Origin of the sequence: Mesorhizobium sp. M0862, assembly GCF_040319795.1 — a bacterium.
In the GTDB taxonomy this organism is placed as follows: domain Bacteria; phylum Pseudomonadota; class Alphaproteobacteria; order Rhizobiales; family Rhizobiaceae; genus Mesorhizobium.
This window is the reverse complement of sequence record NZ_JAMYOJ010000023.1, coordinates 40,917-58,773: the sequence shown is the minus strand read 5'-3', so window position 1 is coordinate 58,773 and position 17,857 is coordinate 40,917. Positions and strand designations below refer to the sequence as shown.

The 17,857-nt window shown below is 58.9% G+C and carries 21 protein-coding genes and 1 pseudogene; 4 read left to right on the top strand and 18 right to left on the bottom strand.

Going from position 1 to position 17,857, the window contains the following annotated elements; translation table 11 throughout:
• Window positions 1-188: 188 nt before the first annotated feature.
• Window positions 189-809: a nitrogen fixation protein NifQ gene (locus tag NKI15_RS26795; RefSeq protein WP_502898721.1), complete on the top strand. Its 621-nt coding sequence runs from the start codon at window positions 189-191 to the stop codon at window positions 807-809.
• Between the two features lie 266 nt (window positions 810-1,075).
• Window positions 1,076-1,183: pseudogene (locus NKI15_RS26790) on the top strand (ABC transporter permease); the annotation flags it as partial.
• Between the two features lie 499 nt (window positions 1,184-1,682).
• Here NKI15_RS26790 and NKI15_RS26785 read toward each other — a convergent pair.
• The 15 genes from NKI15_RS26785 to NKI15_RS26715 form a co-directional block, all read right to left on the bottom strand.
• Window positions 1,683-2,351 carry a uracil-DNA glycosylase gene (locus tag NKI15_RS26785; RefSeq protein WP_352872366.1) on the bottom strand — a complete coding sequence of 223 codons (669 nt, stop codon included), beginning with the start codon at window positions 2,349-2,351 and terminating at the stop codon, window positions 1,683-1,685.
• Window positions 2,348-3,496 (bottom strand): nucleoside triphosphate pyrophosphohydrolase family protein, encoded by a 1,149-nt coding sequence (locus NKI15_RS26780; RefSeq protein WP_352887484.1) that lies wholly within the window; start codon window positions 3,494-3,496, stop codon window positions 2,348-2,350. Before NKI15_RS26780 ends, NKI15_RS26785 begins: the two co-directional genes overlap by 4 nt.
• Before the next feature lie 162 nt (window positions 3,497-3,658).
• Window positions 3,659-4,249 (bottom strand): Nmad2 family putative nucleotide modification protein, encoded by a 591-nt coding sequence (locus NKI15_RS26775; RefSeq protein WP_352713254.1) that lies wholly within the window; start codon window positions 4,247-4,249, stop codon window positions 3,659-3,661.
• A gap of 3 nt (window positions 4,250-4,252) precedes the next feature.
• Window positions 4,253-4,669 (bottom strand): hypothetical protein, encoded by a 417-nt coding sequence (locus NKI15_RS26770; protein WP_352887481.1) that lies wholly within the window; start codon window positions 4,667-4,669, stop codon window positions 4,253-4,255.
• Window positions 4,670-5,335: a dCTP deaminase gene (locus NKI15_RS26765; protein WP_352887478.1), complete on the bottom strand. Its 666-nt coding sequence runs from the start codon at window positions 5,333-5,335 to the stop codon at window positions 4,670-4,672.
• Window positions 5,336-5,872, bottom strand: coding sequence for a hypothetical protein (locus NKI15_RS26760; protein WP_352887476.1), 537 nt, complete (start codon window positions 5,870-5,872; stop codon window positions 5,336-5,338). It lies immediately after the preceding gene.
• Window positions 5,853-6,122, bottom strand: coding sequence for a cell division protein ZapA (locus NKI15_RS26755; RefSeq protein WP_352887474.1), 270 nt, complete (start codon window positions 6,120-6,122; stop codon window positions 5,853-5,855). Before NKI15_RS26755 ends, NKI15_RS26760 begins: the two co-directional genes overlap by 20 nt.
• Window positions 6,123-6,177: 55 nt before the next feature.
• The gene (locus NKI15_RS26750; RefSeq protein ID WP_352872358.1) at window positions 6,178-6,903 is read right to left on the bottom strand and encodes a hypothetical protein; all 726 of its coding nucleotides are present in this window, start codon (window positions 6,901-6,903) and stop codon (window positions 6,178-6,180) included.
• 85 nt (window positions 6,904-6,988) lie between these two features.
• The gene (locus NKI15_RS26745) at window positions 6,989-7,660 is read right to left on the bottom strand and encodes a C1 family peptidase (RefSeq protein ID WP_352887472.1); all 672 of its coding nucleotides are present in this window, start codon (window positions 7,658-7,660) and stop codon (window positions 6,989-6,991) included.
• A complete protein-coding gene (locus NKI15_RS26740; protein WP_352887469.1) occupies window positions 7,660-8,685 on the bottom strand; it encodes an ImmA/IrrE family metallo-endopeptidase in 1,026 nt (341 codons plus the stop codon). Before NKI15_RS26740 ends, NKI15_RS26745 begins: the two co-directional genes overlap by 1 nt.
• Entirely contained in the window at window positions 8,678-9,049 is a 372-nt protein-coding gene (locus tag NKI15_RS26735) for a helix-turn-helix domain-containing protein (RefSeq protein WP_352713227.1), read from the bottom strand. The genes NKI15_RS26740 and NKI15_RS26735 overlap by 8 nt, the downstream gene beginning before the upstream one ends.
• A 560-nt stretch (window positions 9,050-9,609) precedes the next feature.
• Complete coding sequence (locus NKI15_RS26730; RefSeq protein ID WP_352887465.1) at window positions 9,610-10,227, bottom strand: hypothetical protein; 618 nt, start codon at window positions 10,225-10,227, stop codon at window positions 9,610-9,612.
• A 260-nt stretch (window positions 10,228-10,487) separates the two neighbouring features.
• The gene (locus tag NKI15_RS26725) at window positions 10,488-10,883 is read right to left on the bottom strand and encodes an XRE family transcriptional regulator (RefSeq protein WP_352887462.1); all 396 of its coding nucleotides are present in this window, start codon (window positions 10,881-10,883) and stop codon (window positions 10,488-10,490) included.
• Window positions 10,883-11,059: a type II toxin-antitoxin system RelE/ParE family toxin gene (locus NKI15_RS26720; RefSeq protein WP_352887459.1), complete on the bottom strand. Its 177-nt coding sequence runs from the start codon at window positions 11,057-11,059 to the stop codon at window positions 10,883-10,885. Before NKI15_RS26720 ends, NKI15_RS26725 begins: the two co-directional genes overlap by 1 nt.
• Window positions 10,992-11,252, bottom strand: a complete 261-nt coding sequence (locus NKI15_RS26715; RefSeq protein WP_352887456.1) for a type II toxin-antitoxin system RelE/ParE family toxin — start codon at window positions 11,250-11,252, stop codon at window positions 10,992-10,994. The genes NKI15_RS26720 and NKI15_RS26715 overlap by 68 nt, the downstream gene beginning before the upstream one ends.
• 217 nt (window positions 11,253-11,469) lie before the next feature.
• Here NKI15_RS26715 and NKI15_RS32010 point away from each other — a divergent pair, with 217 nt between their 5' ends.
• The gene (locus tag NKI15_RS32010; RefSeq protein WP_502898718.1) at window positions 11,470-11,592 is read left to right on the top strand and encodes a hypothetical protein; all 123 of its coding nucleotides are present in this window, start codon (window positions 11,470-11,472) and stop codon (window positions 11,590-11,592) included.
• Window positions 11,593-11,702: 110 nt separating this feature from the next.
• Here NKI15_RS32010 and NKI15_RS26705 read toward each other — a convergent pair whose 3' ends face one another.
• The 3 genes from NKI15_RS26705 to NKI15_RS26695 form a co-directional block, all read right to left on the bottom strand.
• The gene (locus NKI15_RS26705) at window positions 11,703-12,920 is read right to left on the bottom strand and encodes an MFS transporter (RefSeq protein ID WP_352887453.1); all 1,218 of its coding nucleotides are present in this window, start codon (window positions 12,918-12,920) and stop codon (window positions 11,703-11,705) included.
• Window positions 12,921-12,977: 57 nt separating this feature from the next.
• Window positions 12,978-14,414, bottom strand: a complete 1,437-nt coding sequence (rpoN, locus tag NKI15_RS26700; protein ID WP_352887451.1) for an RNA polymerase factor sigma-54 — start codon at window positions 14,412-14,414, stop codon at window positions 12,978-12,980.
• A gap of 69 nt (window positions 14,415-14,483) precedes the next feature.
• Complete coding sequence (locus tag NKI15_RS26695) at window positions 14,484-15,017, bottom strand: peroxiredoxin (protein WP_352733958.1); 534 nt, start codon at window positions 15,015-15,017, stop codon at window positions 14,484-14,486.
• A gap of 1,623 nt (window positions 15,018-16,640) precedes the next feature.
• Between NKI15_RS26695 and NKI15_RS26690 the strand changes: the two genes are divergently transcribed.
• Window positions 16,641-17,843: a cytochrome P450 gene (locus tag NKI15_RS26690; protein WP_352887448.1), complete on the top strand. Its 1,203-nt coding sequence runs from the start codon at window positions 16,641-16,643 to the stop codon at window positions 17,841-17,843.
• Window positions 17,844-17,857 lie beyond the last annotated feature (14 nt).

Here is a 17,857-nt window from a genome sequence, read left to right as displayed (position 1 = left end):
CTCTGCAGGGGCATTTCCGGCGCCAGTGTTCCCCATGAGGCGCAAACGGCAGGGCGGGGGCTCGCGAAACGCCTCTTCCAATCACAGAATCTGCAACAGAGCCGATGGACCAGACGAAAATTGCCGAACCCATGTTGCGGCAGGCCGGATCTCTGCATGATTGATAGGACAAACCAGGAGAACGCACCATATTTGCCCAACATTATGCCCGGCTTAGCACCGGCCGATGGCCGCAGATCGAGCTGGAGAGGAGATTCGACCAGCATGTGCTTGCCTGTGTGCTTTCACGTGCGCTCGAGGAGATCGAGGCCGGCGAGGCGACCGCGACGGAGGCAACCGGACTTTCGCGCGCCGAGCTGCGCGATGTCCTGTCCCGCTGTTTCCCTGCTTTTCCTATCAACGCGTTTGCCTTGGAAGAGGGGAGCGAGCCTGAGCCGGATCTGGAAGAAGAACTTCTGCGCGGACTGCTGCTGGCGCATGCCCGGCCCGACGACAAGGCAAGCGCCCGCTTCGCCAAGATCATCGCCCGGCGTGCCATGCGCAATGACCACCTCTGGCAAGACCTTAGCCTTTTTAGTCGAAGCGACCTCGGCCGCCTGCTCGCCTCGCATTTTCCGACGCTGGCGGCCGGCAACACCCAAAACATGAAATGGAAAAAATACTTTTACCGAAAGCTCTGCGAGGCCGAAGGCTTTTCGCTGTGCAGCTCCCCCAGTTGCCGGGACTGCAATGATTTCGAAAGCTGCTTCGGCCCGGAGGAAGGCGAAAGCCGCCTCACACGGATCAAGAACGGCGTCGCCTCGGATTGAGAGCTGCTTTCGTCAATTGTACAGCGCCAGCGCTCGCGCCGCGCCATATGTCTCTTGTCGAATGTCGACTGCCCCCTTCGAGGATTTGAATGCTGTGCCTGCTGTCCGATTGCTCGCGATGCTCGCTTCGGCGGGCGCCGTCATGATGGCGGTGCAGGATGCGACCCGCACCATCGCCGCCGAGCAACTGGTGTTCTCCGGGCCGTTGCTGCTCGCCTGCCTCGCGGTTGCGGCGCCTGGGCGGCCGCGGTTCACCGACGTCATTGTTCGCGCTGGTGCACAGTTTCGCCTCGCTCACCCATTGGGGCGACCAGATTGTCTCCGGCGTGGCCATCAATTTCGTTGCTGCCGGCTCCGCCATCATTCTCGGCCAGGTTCCGGCAGGGCGCGCGCTGGGGTTCCTGGAAGCTTTTCGAACTTTCTGGATCACGCCTCAACCCGAATTGCGTGTACTTGTTTGGACAAATTAGGTCACCAGACTCGGATTGAGGATAGATTCAGGAGGCTTCGAATTTCTAACGCTCGCGACCTCGCAGGTCGTTCACGTCAGCACGAAGGCGTTTAACTCTACGTGTCGTATTGGCAGCTATGCGCCCTATACTGGACGCCTAGCAGGGCTATTTCCAGGTCTTACAAGCGGATCGCAAAAGAAGCACCAGCGAGCCTGCGCCAGGCGCGTTCTACACACACGTGACGACGCCGCACTTTGTTTCGGCCCCAGCACGGAGACGCTCGGATCTATAGAACAGTAAGGCGCTTGAAGACGCAGGCTCCTCAGCCGGCATGCGGCTCAGGAAGATGCCGGTGCATCGCAGAGCCATGCCGAAGACAAGCAAGCGCCCGACCCTGTAGCCTGTAGAGAGAACGAAACGTTTAGAGCAGATGTAACTGGGCTTCCCGAGCGGGCTTAGAGCGGACGCAGTAGAATTCCTCAAGGCGGCCTATAAACTCACTCTGCCCCCCATAGCTAGGGTGACGAACCGCAGTTGCCTCAAGGCCGAGATCCGCCAAAGCTGCTTGGGCATCGCGTCCAATGGCAACAAGATGTTTCGGCCGTAAGGTGTCGATCAGCGCTTCCAAAATGGGCTTGCACGCCAGTCGCTCGCTACGGGTATGACACCGATTTGTCATCGGCTCATTGGGGCCATGCGGATGAAACGGAAAGACGTTCCAGAGAAAGATCGGTTGTTCGATTGAACGCAGCATCTGCCACACAACGGTAGCGGTGCGCTCGGCCACGGGGGGGCCTTTGGTCGCTCTCATAAGTGGTTCGGTACCGAGAAGTTCTGCGTGCCAATCAAGATGCGCTTCGTCAGTTAATGCCAGGCCCGTTCGGCGGCCACCCCGATAGCCAAGATCTCGAGCAATCCAGAAGGACTGAACCCCCCTCTCGATTGCTGCATTTAAGACGGCTTGCAGGTTCCGACGGCGGACGGCTGGCGCATCTTTGGCGTCACACTCTGGGCACGCGTCGGCGTAGGGATTGAACGCGTTGGCAAAATGGTAGGACGCGAGTTCTTCGACAAAGTCAGCTGGTTTCATGGCGCAAGCTCCTCCACCATCATATCACGTTTGTCTAGATCAAGGATGAGGCGCCCACGTCGATACTGGCGCAAAAAGCGATAGGCGGCGTTTCCTTTCAGGATCGCTTCTTCCCAAAGCCACAGCGGGCACTGCTCCGCTTCAAAACCTTGGACGAAACTCCTCACGGTCTTCAGCAGGTTGAAATCAACCTCATCGCGTCCCTCGAAGAACTGATGTTCCTTGGCTCTCGCGAAAACGTAGGCCGCAACACCTTCTTCCAGAATAATCGCGCGGGCACCGTCCTCGCCGTCATCGACTTTGGTCTTGCTCTTTCGTTTGAGCTTCAATAGAGCCCGAGTTACCGGCGACCAACCGAGGACGGCTGCATAGGCATAGTGAAAAGCGTCGTGAAAGCGATAGAAGTCTTCCACGACACTATTATCAGTCAGGCGGTCCCCGATATTGACGCCGTTGCAACGCTGATAGACGTATTGTTTGGAGCCAGAATTGCGCTCGAAAATCTCAATCGCGAGCTTTCGAGGCAGCTGCTCCTCAGAGGGGAATTCCAGATCAAACAGCGGAGGCGGAATGCGGTCCGTTGGCCAGCGATCCTGCGCCTTCCGCAGATTGTGAACCGCCGCGTCTCCCAATGTCACGCCTGCCTCGTTGGCTGCGTGCACCAAATTGCGGAAAATGATCTTAAGCTTTTGTGCAAAAGCGGTTGGGTCAACGTATGATAGGGCTTCACCGTCGCTATTGGTAAGATTGCCTACCGAATTAGCCAGTTTCAGAAGCGTTCGTGCGAATTCCGTCGTGGGCGCTGCAAGGTTAAGCGTCTGTTGCGGTTGCAGATTGACGAAGCGAAGCGCCTCGGTGGAGCCGGATTCGAATTCCTCTGCAATATCAGCTAGCCGGATATTGGCATGGGCTGCAATAACCGCGAGGTACCAAAGCGCATCACCGAACTCCTCGATGACACCGCTTTCGTACGAGTCGTAGGCCTTGGAGTCTCGCTGCTTCTTTTTCACCTCGCTAAGGAGACTGCCGGTTTCACCAAACAGTCCGAGGATTGGCAGGCTCAAATTTCTGGATTTCAGGCCTGTTCGATCCGTCTTGACCGCTAAATCTTGATATTCGTTTAGTGATAGAGTTGATCCATCCATCGCGAATCCCCCGCCAGACCAGATTGTCAGATGATCGCAGCGTAAGGAATCACAGAGGCGGAACTTCGGCGGGCTGTTGCTTGTCGGTAACAGGCAGTTCGGGGCGGTACGCTCGGTTGATCAGAGAACCGCAGTTGCGCTGAAGGCGCCAAACGCTCAGCGTCACCAATGCCCAGGCTCATCGACATACCCGCGCTCGGGCAACGTCTCCAGCCAACCCTCTATAGCGGCTCGCTGTCCGTCGGAAAATTGGCATTTGTGGTATGGCCCTTTTTTGATCAGAAAACGCACGTGCTCCGGGATGATTGGAGCCGATTTCCCGAAATAAGCGAAGTCGGTCGCAAGCATGACCTTTTCCGTCTTACCGGTATCGCGTTCCCTGTTTCCGACACTCAGACTGCCATCGTCTTCGCTATGGAAAGAGTCGATCTGCTGGAATGTGCCGTCGTTCCCGGTGTGGTAGATGTTGTCGCCATAGCGATGCATCATGTTGCCGTTCATGTTTGGCTTTTTGCGCGCGAAGCGCGGATCTGACCAATAGCCGTCGAAGGAGGTGATTTCCGATATTCGCATCCAGTAGACGAGGCGGTCAGTAGCCTGCAGGTCCGTCGAGCCTGTTCCGATTATGAGGTCGCCTGCGCTCGCAAATTTTCGAATCATCGGCTTGCAATTTGCTAGCGTACATACGCCCCAGAAGGGGTTCGGCGCAAAGCCAAGGTCATGTTCGACGACGTAGGAGTAGATTCGGGTCACGGCTCAGCACTTATTGCGTTTGATGCGAGGTTTTGACCTTTGCACCCCGCCTGGCTGTTCCCAGACATCCGTCTCGCCCTTAAGCGTCGGGGTCAAGACTTTGGAATCGCTGTCAACTGTGGTGGCGTATTTTCCGATCGATTCGGGGACACCGCCTGGACCTTCCTCGTCCGCGCGCAACCAAATTGCCACGACCCGAATGCCGGCGCCGGCAAACGCCATCGTCCGAGCATCAATGGTACCGCCGTCTTCTGGGGCGGCCGGAAGCCCGATGACGCCGATGTCAGTGTGCGGGTCGATCGAGGAAACAGCGTAGGGAACATCGTATCGTGGATTGTATCCTGCCGCTTGCAGGATCGCCTCGATTTTTGCGCGGTCGTCGTTATTGAGGTGTTCGTTGAAAACGTAAGCGTCTGCCATTCACGATCCTCCTAAGGCTTTAAAGGCCATGCTCGCAATGACGCCGGATATCGCAGCAACCGCGACACCGCCAGCAAGTGTCAGTATTCCGAGTGCGTAGGAAATGCGTCGCTCGATTTGATCCATCCTTTTGTTGATCGAGTTGAGCGATGCGGTCTCGGTCGGGAGTAACCCCATCAGAGTCGTGTCGATCCCGCGAAATCCGGGTTTTTTCCGGGCATATTGTTCCGTCGCGCCATTGAGACGCGCAAACCAGATCAGGAAGGCGTCTTGGTCGCACCGCACCGTCACTGTCTGCGGCCCCGCGTTGAAAACAGCGAACAGAAGCTTTCCCTTGTAGCCCGGATCGACGTGAAATCCGCTTACATTCACAAGACCGCTATTTTTTAGCGTACTCTTCATGTTGATGAAGCCGAGGATATCATGCGGGAGTGTTACGAACTCTCGCGTGGTCAAATAGGCGAACTGCCCGGGCGGTATCACGATAGGCGCCTTGTGCTCTAAGCGTTCAACCAGGCCCGGCTTGCGGGTGTCTCGACCTTCGGGGCTGATGAAAGCCTCGTCACCGATCCGCAGAGTATAGGCCGCGCAATCGACCCGCTGCGGGTCGAATGGCGCAATCCAGCCGCCGCCATGTTCAGCGATGAGGTCACCCGATAGAAACATCTACGTCTCCTGTGCGTAAACCTGCTTGCGCGCAAGCTGTCGTCGACGATCGTCTACGAGAGCGTCGAGATCAAAGCCAGCCGCTTTCGCGCTGCACACGATCCACTCTGAAAGCGCAGCGTTTGCGGCAAGGGCGATCGCACGGAATTCCTCGAGATGATCAATCTTCTCGCATGCGTCGGCGAAACGTCCAGCGTGGTCGGTAAAGTCGAGGTCGGAGATCGCATCCCCGATCAATCCTCCTGTTCCTACGTCCGGCAACGCTTGGTTCAGGGCGTTTGCAGCGCTCAGCGCAACTAAAAACGCGTCGACAAGTGTTTCCCTTCTGGTTTTGACTTCGGCATCACCCCGAGCAAACCGTCCCGAGTATTTCGCGAAATGCAAACCGTAATGCTTCAGCCGATCCAGGCGCGACATCGACAATATGTCGAAATGATTGTGCAAATCGTGCTCATGCTGTGCTCGCTGTCGCGTCCGCATCGAAATGCGGGGTTCCTTCGGGCTTGCTTGTCGATTCTTATCTGTGATCGGCGCCATCGTTGAAGCCCGCCTCCGCCTGCTCAAGTTGCTCATATGCCAGGATGCCAGCCATCAGCATGGCCTGGATCGGCTCGATTTTCGCGGAGACCGCTTTAGTCACTTCGCCAGCGTCATTTTCAAAGCGCTTGGCAAGCCGACGAGCCTTTTCCTCTTCTCCCTCGATACATCCGATAACGATGCGTTGGCCGAGAAAATCGACTTCGATCTGTCCGATACCCTCAAAGGCCGGGAGCTTTGCGTCGTTCATAGAATCAATCCTTTTTTTATTGGAGCGCTCGCAGCCTTCGTCCACGGGCGCGGATCTATCGAGCGCCAACCAGATGTTGCACACTGCTGCGGCTCGACGAGGCAGTCAGGGCAGTTGGATCGTCGCAAGCTGTTATCAGATCGAAAACCTCGCCACGTTGCAGGTCTGGATCGAGGCACGCATGCGTGGACTGGATTGTCAGCGTCCCAATGTCAAAACCCGTTTCGTTGGCGATGAACTGCAGCAGGCGGCCGAGGCCAATGAGATTACCAAGCGTCCGCTGGACGTAGTAGTGGTTGCGATAGACGGCCATCATGCTGAGCCGCCACATATGTCCCTCGCGCTCGGGCTTCAGCTCGATGAAGCTCAAGCATTGCCGGTTCATTTTCTTGCGCAGATCGCGAGCCGGATCGAAGAGTGCGATCTCTGTCACGTTGCCGAAGAACTTCGCTTCTCCGCTTCTCATCGCCCGGAGCGTATCGATATTCGCGGAAAGCTGATTGACGGTTCCCGCACCCTTGCCACTGCCGGTCGGCCAGGCGACCATACGCTGAAAATAGCGACCCCACTCGCCCTGACGATGCATGCGGCGCTCGTAGATCTGCATGTAGCGCTTCGTCAGCGCATCGATGCCGTCGCCTCTATCAAGGGCGGCGGGGAAGATCGTATTTGCGACCGTGCTGACGCCGCATTTGTCATGATCGCGCAGGAACGCGTCGACCTGACACACAATCTCGTCCTCCCCCGGCGAAAATCCGGTCGGATCTTCGATATGAAGCATAAGCCCGTGTTGATCACCGTCGGCCTTAAGCCGGAGGGCAGCTCTAACCCATGCGGAGACGGGAGTGGGTGCGGGCGTCATGGGATTATACATCGTCGGATGCTCCATCTTGGATGACGAAGGCGCCGGCAAAGCGGCGGGTGAGGTAGGTTTCGGAGAACCAGGCGTAGCCTGCCCATCCCCATCCCAGTCCCCAGGAGTTGCGGACCAGAAAATGCGATACGCCATTAACGTAGCCGTGTCCGGCTAGCACGACCGCATGCGCCAGTGCAGGATCGATCGGAATATGATCCTCCGCCATCAGCGCCTCCGGTCCGATGAACCGTGCCGCCCGGTAAAACGCGGGCGAAATGAACAATGCGATGACGACAGGTGAGCCCGAATCGATCTCAGAGCGCCAGCGATCAGCATCGCTGCTGCGTTGGCCGGTATCGCAGCGGACGACGACTGGGCGTTGGCCGGGCGGCTGATAGGGATTGGGGCAAACGTCGCGATCTTGGTAAGGCCAGAACACCTCATCCGGTTGACCGTCATTCAAGATCGCCACACAGGTCGCTTCAATCGTCGAACCTTGGTCCGGCTGCAACTCGTCACGTCGAGTTGCGTGGTAATAGAGCCATTCAGGAGACAACTGGCTTGGGTGCTTATGCGCCGCACGGTGGGTCGCACTCGCCGCGAAAGACAGGCAGGTTGGGCGGCGGCCTTGATCGCGGGCCGGCTCAAGCCTCTTTCTCAGATCAGCGACGACATTCAACATCAGCGCGCACCGCCCGCGTGTTTGAACGAGGGGCGAAACAGTCCTGCATCGTGCGAATAGACAGGCCTGTAGTCGAACGACCAGCGTTTGGGATCGTCCTCCGGCGCCCACTGCCGGCGCTCCCACAAAGTATAGACACCGTGCACGGTCGCGTCGGAAGCACGCGCGAGCACATGTCGGATCGTCGGAGCCCCGACGACCCCTTCGGCAACCTGTTCGCGACCATCTTTGAGTATCGCGAAACCAGCCATTTCCAGTTCGTCGAAATTCCAGACGTAACCGGCGTTACTGTCTTCTCGCAGCTTGACCACGAACAAGTCGTCCCGGCCGGCTTCGATCACCGTACCCTCGTCTCGCTCCGTCAGGTGCCACACATCGATGTTTTGCGTGGACCCAATTGGATAGTCGGGCACGAGTGCACGCTTGATCGTCGCTGGTTGCGCTTTAACAAGCTGCTTCCGGATTCCAGTCGCAATAACCCTGTTGCGCACTAGCGCGTAGAGTGTCGCGCGATAACTTGCGCCAACGCGCAATGCCATTTGGTAGACGATGTCAGCATTCTGAAGATGCTGCGGCGTCCAATGGTGACGCTGCATGAGTGCCGTAATCAGCCAGTCAGGCACGAGGAAGTATGACGCGAAAGCATCGGCTTCTTGCTCGGCGGGTGGAAGGTTGATGTAGTCCCGAGCATGATCCGGCGACCGGCGCAGAATACTATCATCGTCCGCATGGGGATCATGGTTCAGCACGTGGTGTCCAAGCTCGTGGGCCGCGGTGAAGCGCTGTTGGCCGAGCGGGCGACGCGTCGTCAGAATGATCCCTGGATTGCCCCCCTCGCGCAGATAAGCCCCCAAGAGCGGTTCAAGCTTCCGGAAAAGCAAGGGGACATTCTGTCTGTAAATCGAGCCGAATACGTCCACGCGATGCCCTCGCGCGGTGCCTTGATCAAGGCCGAGGTCGCGCTGCAGGCGAAGCGCTGCCCGCATGCCCTTCAGGACTGCGTCGCGCGTGGGCGCCCTAGCCATTCTTGGTCACCTTCGAACGGGAGCGCAGGAATTCCGCAAAGCTTGCCAGCTCACCTCTGTCGTTCTCTGATAGATCGCTCACGGTGCGCGCCAGGAATGCGACGTCTTCGGGCACGTGCTGCTCGGATTCGCCGGTAAACCAGGACGTGGGTCGCTCGTAGAGAGCGGCTAGACTTTTCATTTCAAGGGCGCCGACACCCCTCTTGCCTGCCTCCATTTCCGAAATTGCCGAGCGCCGGACGTTCAGATGGTTCGCCGCTTCTTCTTGTGTAATGCCCACATATTCACGCGCGTCCTTGAGGCGCTTGCCGAGCTGAACGGCCTCGGGGTTTGGACCGGCAAATCCAACAGGGGTCCGTGCCATATTATACCTCCTCGCTTTCATGCTGGCTCACTCTCCACGCCTCACGACATGTCTCCATGACGGTCACTACGCAGTGTTCGACACTACGGAAGCCACCAGCTGGCATTACGTCGTCCGGAAGATTGAGTGCGAACTCTTCCTCGATACGCAAAACAACCCGGACCATCACTAGCGAGTCAACCGCAGGCTCCCATGCCGCGCGTGGAGCAGGACGGTCATTGATAGCCGTACTGATTTCATTTCGGATTGCGTCTTCAAACGCTCTAGCAGGGAACATGATGATACCTCGCATGTCCATTTATCCGACTCAAATCTAGCACATGTCTGAAAAACAGACAACATGGGGACAACGCGGCTGATCTAAGTTTCCAATTATGCGGGGGGAGTTGAGCCACGATAGTGATAAAATTGCAGGGGCCGAGACGTTCTCATCGGTCGAAAGCAATATGTGCGGAGCCGATAAGCGAGGCACCGCGGCACTGCCCGGGTCTAGGGCCACATCACGTATGAAAAAAGGAACGCGTCGGAACCTGGGAGATCTCCTGCCCGGCAGGGCGGCGTCAAGCCGCACCGGTCCGCATCGGGAAGGCGAGGAGCCGTAGCCGATGATGAACGGACAGGAGAAGTCTGACTCCGGCATAGTAGCCGTGAAGCCGACGAACAAAGCCGGACAACCGGCAGCAGAGTTGGTGGAACCAAGGCCGGGGACCAAGGGGAACGCGGAACAGCAACGCATGCACCGGACACAGAGTCGGGCTCGCATGTCCCAGTCGTTGGACCGCGTACGGAAAGCCGCAAGGCTGGGGAAGAAGGAACGGTTCACCGCGCTCTTCCACCATATCAATGTAGACACGCTTCGGACGGCGTTCTACGCGCTCAGGCGCAAGGATAGAGAAACTGTTGCGTGTGGCCCTGCACTGGTCGAGGAAGAAGAAGTCGTCGTCACCAATCAGGTTGAGCTTACGGCAGAGGTCGAGCAGCTCGGCCTCCTTGAGGTCGAGGAGCGTGTCCTCGTCGAAGGACTTGTCGTCGAGAATCTGAGGGACGACGTTGATGCCGAACCGTCGAACCTTGTCACGCAGTTCCACCACGGCCGCGTTCCAAACATAGTTGATGGCTGCGTCGAACAGACCGCTGGCGACGGCGACACACATTTTGACGATCCGGTCATCGCGCACGTGCGGAGGGATCTCTTGATCAGGCGTGGGAGCTGGGACCAAGCATGGGCGATCTGGTCGTCCTCGGCGAGCACATTGCGGGGGACTCCCAACGCGGCGGTAAGTTGGGCTAGCATGGGCGAGGAGAGAGGGGTCACGTCGGGCAGTGTGACGGCGGGCAGATCGGTCTTTGGCTTAACTGGGACGTTGCTCATACCTACTCCCTGCATCGAGGAGACCATCTCGCCCCATCGGTAGTCTTTAGCCGAAACAGAGTGAGGTCAGCCGGCGCGTGCGGCCTTTGTGCGATTACGTCCACCTGCCGCTCTTTTAACGCTACGCATGGAGACGGCTTTGGGAGCCACGACGTCGCCGAGCCGCTCTATACGGAGGGGCGCGCGCGAGGGAAGGCGAACGACGAGTTCGAGTTGCCCCCCCATCGCCTCGACGTAGCTTTTAAGGGTAGACAAGTACATGTCGGCTTGTTTCTCGATCTTCGAGACCGAAGGCTGCTTGATCTTGAGGACCGAAGCGATTTCGGCCTGGGCCTTTCCAGCGGCACGCCGCAACTCGCCGAGACTCTCGACTTCTCCCCTTAACTCTTCGAAACGCGCGTCGACCCGCTCCCGACGGTCCTCGGGGAGCGCAGCGATTAGGTCGTCAAGCTTGCGTCCCATCACTTCTTCTCCTTCTTCGCCGCCGCCAAACGGTCGAGATGCCCTTGATAGCGCTTGTCCGCCTTGGCGATCAGACTTTTATAGAAGCGCTTCTCACTCACGCCCGACTTATCGCCGGCGACGAGCAGGATCGCCTTCCGCTTCCAGTCGAATGCGAACGCAATGCCAGACACCATCATCAGCGTCGAAGCGAAGTTCTTTCATGTTCGCGAACGACGAGTCATTCAAGGTATCCGCATGCGGTCGCCCCAGTTGGGGCCCGAACACACCGAGCAGCTTAGCCGAGGCCAATAGCTCATCTTGGACTGTCTGGGGCAACGCCTCGAACTCCCCATCGAACTCATCGCCAAAAACGACTTCCCAAGTCATATATAGCTCCTAGGCTATGTGGTCAACATCATCAAGCTGCCGAAACGCTAGTCCCCTCATCGGCCGAAACAAGGTACGCGCGGTCGACGATAATCCGGTCGCCGTTGACACGACGGGCAATTCGCGACCTGTCTGCGCTATCGAGCGGCATCGTCACCGGCGTTCTGACGGGCGTAGCCGGCGCGTAGCTGTCGCTTGCCCGGAAGGCGGGCTTGTCGTGAAGGATATGACCGCCAGCAAGCGTTCCATCGCGCCGGCAGCGCTCACCGTCGCCAAATGGAAACCGGTGCCGGCGAGGTTCGCTTGTCTGGCGGTGTCGGTCGCCATCGCCCGGAGGTGAAGCCGGCGAAGCGCTTCCGCGGGTCCATACAAGCAGAGGATCGCGCCGCGCCGTGCATGCGATTGTACCTCTCGTCCGCTGCGCTGCTGAGATCTCTCCTGTCAGGCGGCCTAGGTTTCGCGCTTCGGGCCGAGCAGGATAACTATGAGGGCAGCCACGAACGTGGCAACAGCACTGTAGGCAATGGCGCTGGTAATCCCCGCATTCTCCACCAATAGTCCGCCGAAAATCGCGCCGGCTGCGATTGCCACTTGGAATGCTACGACCATCAGGACACCGGCGCTTTCGGCCTGCTCGGGAACTGCCCGCCGCACCATCCACGTCTGTAATCCCACCGGCACCGCGCCGAAGGCAAAGCCCCACGCTGCAACCGCAATCGCCGAGGCGAAGGCCGATGCTCCCGTCGTCAGCAGCGAAACAGCGGCTATCGCTATGAGCAGCGGTGCAAGGGCCGCGACTGCCTTGAGACTGTACTCGGCTAGAAGCCCGCCGGCCAAATTGCCGAAGAATCCGCCGATGCCAAAAGCAAGCAACACAAGCGAGATCGTCTCGACGTCAAGCGCGGGAATCTTCTCGAGGAAGGCGCGGATATAAGTGATTCCGGCGAAGTGGCCGGAAGCGACCAGCAGGACGACCACAAGCGCGACCTTGACCATCGGAATCTTAGCCACATCCAGCAGGCTGCGGAAGCTAGCCACTCCAATCGGAGGCAGTCTCGGAATGGTTATGAGTTGCACCAGCAGTGTAGCCGCGCCGCCAACTGCGGCGAGCATGAAGGCGCTTCGCCATCCCCAGATATCGCCGACATAAGCGCCGATTGGAGCTGCGCAAACGGTAGCCACAGAAACGCCGGTGAGGATGATCGACATAGCGCGCGGCAGGAGGTGGCTTGGAACGAGCCGCATCGCCAGTGCTGCCGACATCGACCAGAAGCCTCCGAGCGCTATGCCGAGCACGATGCGTGCAGTCAGGAGAACCGCCAGCGACCACGCGCCGGCCGCCAGAACGTCCGACAGGATCAGCAGCAGCGTCATCGCCCACATGACGATCCTGCGGTCCAGGCGCTTTGTGATGATGGCCACCGTCGGCGCCGAGATCGCCCCGACGACAGCGGTCGCCGTCATCGCCTGTCCAGCCGCTCCCTCGGTGATACCGAGATCAAGTGCGAGCGGCGTGAGCAGGCTAACAGGCAGAAACTCTGCGGTCACCAGCCCGAAGGTGCCCAAGGAAAGCGAAATGACCGCACCCCATGCGGGAGCAGACGGTGGGACGGGCTTTTCTGAGTCGTGCAGAACAGCGTCCACGACGCTTGCCGCGGATTGGGTCATGAACGAAGTCTCCACTTTGATGCAATGCAACCTGATGTTGGCTGCCTTGACCCAAATTTAAAAACACAAGCGCATTTCCCGGCGGCGTTGCACGGAGGAGGGGATGTTCATTGCTTCGCGATATTTTGTGACGGTGCGGCGCGCAACATCGATGCCGGTTTCCTTCAGCCGGGCAGCGATGTCCTCATCGGAAAGCACGTCACCGTGAGATTCTGCGGCAATCATCGCTTTGATCCGATGGCGGACAGCTTCGGCGGAGTGCGCATCGCCGCCTTGGCAGGACGCGATCGCAACGGTGAAAAAATACTTCAGTTCAAAGACGCCGCGCGGGGTAAGCATGTACTTGTTCGAGGTCACCCGGCTTACCGTCGACTCGTGCACGCCGATCGCGTCAGCGACGGTTCTGAGATTGAGAGGCCGCAGGTGGGCGACGCCATGTTCCAAAAAGGCATCCTGCTGACGCACGATTTCAGCCGCAACCTTAACAATCGTCTTGGCGCGCTGATCGAGGCTGCGGATTAGCCAGTTCGCGTTTTGCAAGCATTCGTCGAGAAATGCTTTATCTTTCCAATTTTGGGCAGTTTGACGCGTGACTTCGGCATAGTAGGTTTGGTTGATCAGCAGCTTCGGCAGTGTGGCGGGATCAAGTTCGATCTGCCACCCGCCTTGCGGCGATGGCGTGACCCAGACGTCGGGTATAATTGATTCAGACGCACCGGATTGGAATCTGTTCCCAGGCTTGGGATCGAGCGCCCGAATCTCATGCATCATGTCGAGAAGGTCTTCTTCATCGACGCCGCAACGCTGCTTTAGTGCCTCAAAATCGCGTCGCGCAAGCATTTCAAGATGGGCAACCAAAGCTGCCATTGCCGGGTCGAGCCGGTTTCGCTGGCGCAACTGAATCTCGAGGCATTCTCTGAGACTTCGCGCAAAAACTCCCGGTGGATCAAATTGCTGCAAGGTTCCGAGAACCCGTTCTACAACAGCCTCATGGACATTAAGGCTCTCGGCCAGCTCCAAAAGGTTTGCCCGAAGATAGCCAGTGTCTTCCAGATCGGCGGCAAGCTGGCCAGCGATCAGCCGCTCCTGTGGTGTGAACGCAGTGAGGGCGATCTGACGAGCGACATGGTCGTGCAATGTTTCGGCGAGGGTGGCAAACTCGTCGAGGGAAGGGCCATTGCCCGGCGGGTTGTTGGTCGTGTTGCGAAGTGATTTCCATTGCCCGAGCCGTTCAGGCGACCCTGCCCCGGTCAGTCCTTCAACGGCGTTTGCACCAGGGCCGAGAGGCTGATCCGCTCCCGAAATCGAAGCATCGTCAAAAGGCCCGCCATCGTTTGACGCAGATTCCAAGAGCGGGTTCTTCTCGATTTCCCGCTCCACGAACTGATGCAGTTCGGTATGCGCCAGTTGCAGCAAGCGAATCGACTCAATGAGTTGAGGCGATGCGACGATGGATTGCTTCTGGCGCTGAAACAGGCTTGCTGAAGATTGCATGGTGAGTGCGATAATCCTGTCGAGGAGCCTCTTGGGGCCTGCAATGGCGCCAGAGAGACGTTTTCTAGGTCATGCGGCGGCTTTCAGCGTTTCGAGAACGTTTTGCGGGGATGAGACGCCATACGGGTCGGCCTCGCAGTTGTCGGAGAAACCTTCCTCCTCGAACCAGTGCTCCACCACGCCATTGTTGATCAGGGCGGCGTAGCGCCATGAGCGCATCCCGAATCCGAGATTGTCCTTGGCAACCAGCATGCCCATCTTGCGTGTGAACTCGCCTGAGCCATCGGGGATGAGCTCGACCTGCTTCAGGCCCAAGGACTTCCCCCACGCATTCATGACGAAGGCGTCGTTGACTGAGAGGCAGTAAATCGCGTCAATTCCCTCTTTCTCAAACTCATCATAGAGCTCTTCGAACTTGGGCAATTGGTAGGTCGAGCAGGTCGGCGTGAAGGCGCCAGGCAGCGAAAACAGGATGACCCGCTTGCCGGCAAAGTAGTCGTCAGATGTCTTTTCTTGCCAGCGATATGGATTTGGCCCTTGGACTGACTTATCGTGAACACGCGTGAGAAAGGTGACGAAGGGAACTTTCTTTTGAACTGTCATCAAGTTGCTCCTAAAGAAGACTGCGCTGAATTCTGGCAGAGGCTGGCGCAATACCGGGCAAAGGCTCGTATGCCCGGCACGGAATGAGGGCCTCGCGGCTCGTAACCTCCTTTTTCCCTCCCGACGTATGGGAACGTCTTAGCGGTGTCTTGGCCACCCGAACGCAATCGATCTGAGCGATCTGGACACCGTCGAGCCGGTTGCTTTCCACGGCTATGGCGCAGGAAGCGGGATCGGTCACTAGCGATCGTGCGTTTCGAAAAAGGATAGCGGCCGGAAGGAGCCAATATCGCAAGCATGTGGGGGCCTGAAATGTCTTCATGCAACACACCCGCGTCACAGGACTCCGAGTCACTGGACTGGTTCAGCGTGTTGTCGATATGTGGCAGTGACCCGCCGGCCTTGGCTTGGGTGACCCTTTGACAAAGCTTTTCGGCACTCACATGCTGAACAGAACCGGCAAACCGCATTTGCGCGCGCGGCCCGTGTTGGCGTGCCGGCATCGGACCCCCCATGCGCAAAGCGGCCACCCAGAACGGACTTCCGGAGGAGACGATGCCCCGATGTTCAGCTGGAAGGGGCACCGTCTCCTCAGGCCACGGTCTAGAGCTTCGCGTGTCGGGCATGGTGCAAGTCGCTTTCATCGTGATTTGATGGTGCTCTAACCAGGAGCAGCAAGCGGCGTGCCATTTGGAATAGAGGGGCTGTTGGACCGCCCCTCCTTCTCGGAGGCCGTGTCTTAGAAGATCGGGCGCGCGCTATAACCGCCTCGTCACACAGGCAACAACGATGCTGTATGGTGCGGATTCGGCGCTTCAGCCCCGGCTGGGCAAAGACGAACTGGAAGCCGAGCCGATGCATTACCTGAGGCTGGAGGGCACTCCAGTCATTGCGTAGCATGTGGCGCTAGCGTTCATGGGTGCGCCGGCACGGCTATCGCGAACATGCGCCTGTCGCAGCGACCATGAGCGGGCGCTCTTGGGCAAGCGCCTTGGCCCCGTGAGGATCGAATTCCCCAATCGTGTCTGTTTGCCGCCCTCTTATGTTCGAAACTGGACCAGAATGTCGCTAGCCCGACCGAAACGTTGCCCAGCTGTCCCCTTTGTTGTCCGCGACACCGGCCTATTTCGCCTAGCTCTTCTCTGGCCTCAGGCTAAGCCGCTGAGAAGCTGCCCCAATTTTTTCTGCTGCGGCCAAATTGGCACGAGATTTGAAGCACCTTCGTTGCGGGCCGGGAGCCCGACCGACTTTCATTTCGTGGATGACACGAATGGAACGAAGAAAGAAAGCAAAATGTCAAATCCGCGTTGGATAGCGTCTATGGGCAGGGGCCCCTCGGCGAAACGGCCCTTACCCAACAGCTCGCCGCCCTTGTCGACCCTTGCGCAGGAAAGCTTGGCCGGCGGCGGCTCAAAGGCCCACCGCGCCGACTTTATCCTGACCTCGAAGGTGCAAGATAACGTTCCGCATCTCGCCGCGCGATGTGCCTAGACAGTTACGCGTTAGCCGTTCTTGATAATCGGTCTGCCTTCGGAGGACGTCATCTATATGCCGTCTTAGGTCTTCGCTGCCGCAGCGCCCGCCGGTCACCTTCCGCCCTCGCTATTGAGTGAAGTGCCACCCATGTCCGAACAACCTTTGCCGACGCTGCCGATGTGGCGCGTCGATCACATGGAGCCCTCGCCCGAGATGTTGGCGCTACGGGCCAACGGCCCGATCCACCGCGTGCGCTTCCCGTCCGGGCACGAAGGCTGGTGGGTGACAGGCTATGACGAGGCCAAGGCGGTGTTGTCCGACGCGGCGTTCCGGCCCGCGGGAATGCCGCCGGCGGCATTCACCCCGGATTCGGTGATTCTCGGTTCGCCAGGATGGCTGGTCTCGCACGAGGGGGGCGAGCATACGCGGTTACGCACGATCGTGGCGCCGGCCTTCAGCAACGGCAGAGTGAAGCTGCTCGCGCAGCAGGTCGAGGCGATCGCCGCGCAGTTGTTCGAGACACTGGCGGCCCAGCCCCAGCCCGCCGATCTGCGGCGCCACCTCTCCTTTCCGCTTCCCGCCATGGTCATTGGCGCGCTGATGGGCGTGCTCTACGAGGATCACGCCTTTTTCGCCGGGCTGTCCGACGAGGTGATGACGCACCAGCATGAAAGCGGCCCGCGAAGCGCGTCGCGCTTGGCCTGGGAAGAACTCCGCGCCTACATTCGCGGCAAGATGCGGGACAAGCGCCAGGATCCGGGTGACAACGTGCTGACGGATCTGCTCGCGGCGGTCGACCAGGGCAGGGCGACCGAGGAAGAGGCGATCGGCCTGGCGGCGGGCATGCTGGTGGCGGGGCACGAGAGCACCGTGGCGCAGATCGAATTCGGCCTGCTGGCCATGTTCCGCCATCCGCAACAGCGCGAACGCCTGGTCGGCGATCCATCGCTGGTGGACAAGGCGGTAGAGGAAATCCTGCGCATGTACCCGCCGGGCGCCGGCTGGGACGGCATCATGCGCTATCCGAGGACCGACGTGACCATCGCGGGCGTGCATGTTCCCGCGGAAAGCAAGGTGCTGGTCGGCCTGCCGGCGACGTCGTTCGATCCGCGCCATTTCGACGACCCGGAAATCTTCGACATCGGACGTGACGAAAACCCGCACCTGGCGTTCTCCTACGGACCCCACAACTGCGTAGGCTTGGCGCTGGCCAGGCTGGAACTCAAGGCGGTGTTCGGTTCGATCTTCCAGCGCTTTCCCGCGCTGCGCCTGGCCGTGGCGCCCGAAGAACTGAAGTTGCGCAAGGAGATCATCACTGGCGGGTTCGAGGAGTTCCCGGTGCTCTGGTGATGCGCGGACGCCAC